This window comes from Kitasatospora sp. NPDC001683, from assembly GCF_053596495.1.
In genome coordinates, this window is the sequence record NZ_JBSFGK010000224.1 from 1 (window position 1) to 2,209 (window position 2,209).

Consider the following 2,209-nt stretch of genomic DNA (forward strand, 5'->3'; position numbering starts at 1 on the left):
CGGTTGCGCACCCGCACCGACACCGGCCGGCCCCGGCGCCCGACGAAGGTCGAACCGGGGAAACCGCCGTCATAGCCCCAGATGGTGGTCTTCAGCAGAAGGCAGACCTCGACCAGCTCACGAAGGCGGAGCTGTACCAGCAGGCCCCCCAGCTCGACACCCGGCACCGCTCCACGATGAACCGCGACCAGCTCCAGGACGCGCTCCACCGGCATGCCGAGACCGTCATCGGCTGACCCGCCCCGCACCCGCCATCCGTACCCCGCCGTCCCGGCCCGCCCAGGCCGGGACGGCCGCCCGTACTCGTTCCCGACCACCTGGAGGCACCGCGTGATGACCGTTGGCCGGACCAGCGCAGCCACATAGGGCCGCTCGGGCGGGGCGGCGGCCCCCGATACGGCGGCATCCACGCTCGTTGGGTCGAGCGTGGATGCCGGCGAAGCGTTCGACTGTTCAGATGTGCCGGCTCGATGGGCCGGTGGCCAGGGGTGGTGTGGTCACCAGTGGTGATGGTGGTCGCAGGGGTCGATGACGGTGGGGTCGGTGGCGGTGGCGGTGCCGTCGCCGCCTCCGCTGACGGTGGCGGTGTTGGTGAGGGTGCCGGTGGCGGTGCGGGCCACGCGGACCCGCAGTGTGATGGGCGGGTAGGCGTTCCCGGGGTTGAGGACGTCGCTGCGGGTGCAGGTGAGGGTCCTCGTAGTGCAGCGCCATCCGCTGCCGCTGATGTTGATGGCGGTGAGTCCGGCCGGGAGGGTGTCGTGAACGGTGACCGTGGTGCCGTCGGTGGGGGCGGTCCCGTTGTTGCCGACGGTGATGGTGTAGGTGCCCTGGCGGCCTGGGGTGAAGTTTCCGGTGTGGGTTTTGGTGATGGTCAGGGAGGGCGCCGGACTGACCGGGTTGACCGCGACGCCGGTCGGGCTGACGCCGACGCCGACGGTGGCGGTGACCGTGTTGGTGGCGGTGGCGATCACCGACACACTGTTCGAGTTCACGTTGGTGACGTAGGCGTGCGCGCCGTTCGGGGCGACCGCGACGCCCAACGGGTTGGTGCCGACGCCGACGGTGGCGGTGACCGTGTTGGTGGCGGTTTCGATCACCGACACGTTGTTCGATCCCTCGTTGCTGACGTAGGCGTGCGCGCCGTCCGGAGTAATCGCGACACCGGCCGGGCTGTTGCCGACACCGATGGTGGCGGTGACCGTGTTGGTGGCGGTTTCGATCACCGACACGGTGGTAGAGCCTGCGTCAGTGACGTAGACGTGCGCTCCATCCGGGGTGATCGCGACACCCTCCGGGTTGGCGCCGACGCCGACGGTCGCGGTGACCGTGTTGGTGGCGGTTTCGATCACCGACACGTTGTTCGACTGCGCGTTGGTGACGTAGACGTGCGCGCCGTCCGGGGTGACCGCGACGCCGGTCGGGGCGGCGCCGACGCCGACGGTGGCAATGACGGTGTTGGTGGCGGTGTCGATCACCGACACCGTGTTGTCGCCCTGGTTGGCGACGTAGACGTGCGCGCCGTCCGGGGTGACCGCGACGCCCCTCGGCCCGCTACCGACACCGACGGTGGCGGTGACCGTGTTGGAGGCGGTGTCGATCACCGACACATTGTTAGATCCGAAGTTGGCCACGTAGGCGTGCGCGCCGTTCGGGGCGACCGCGACCCCGAAGGGGGAGCTACCGACGCCGATGGTGGCGATGACCGTGTTGGTGCCGGTATTGATCACTGACACGGAGTTCGACTCGAAGTTAGCGACATAGGCATTCGGCGAGGTGGCGGCCCAGGCCTGGGATGAGGCGGCGGCCGGCAAGGCCAGTCCTGCCACCATGGCCAGTCCCGCCATGAAGATCCGCACCCACGCCCGTGGCCGTGGTCGCTGCCCCCTTTCCTCGGGCCCCGTGCCGCGATGCGAACCGGTCCACTGTCTCCCATGCCCGACCACTGGTACCTCCACCTCATGTAAGGGCAGCCTGTGCCAGCCACACCAGTGGCGGCGACACACTAGCGATCACCCAGATGTGATCACTGAATCACAGTACGTAGCAGATGGTGGATCTGGTGATCCCGACACGTTTCGATCCGGCACGGTCGGTGCCGCCGGACACGTAGCGCGCTAGCTGTACTGACCACGGAGGTTGGTGACAGGGCTCACGGCGTGGTGATCTTGAAATGAGTGAGGGCCTTCTGGCTCGGTGTGGATTGCGACAT

1 protein-coding gene and 1 pseudogene are annotated in these 2,209 nt (G+C 68.4%); both read right to left on the reverse strand.

Translation table 11 applies throughout. From position 1 onward, the window contains the following. Positions 1-215, reverse strand: a pseudogene (locus tag ACWCYO_RS40615) (hypothetical protein); the annotation flags it as partial. 282 nt (positions 216-497) lie between these two features. Then, complete coding sequence (locus tag ACWCYO_RS40620; RefSeq protein ID WP_449787042.1) at positions 498-1,844, reverse strand: beta-propeller fold lactonase family protein; 1,347 nt, start codon at positions 1,842-1,844, stop codon at positions 498-500. Between the last annotated feature and the right edge of the window lie 365 nt (positions 1,845-2,209).

Bases quoted from the DNA above. Each gene is read 5' to 3' on its own strand.
- ACWCYO_RS40620 (WP_449787042.1), bottom strand. From the start codon at position 1,844: ATGGCGGGACTGGCCATGGTGGCAGGACTGGCCTTGCCGGCCGCCGCC.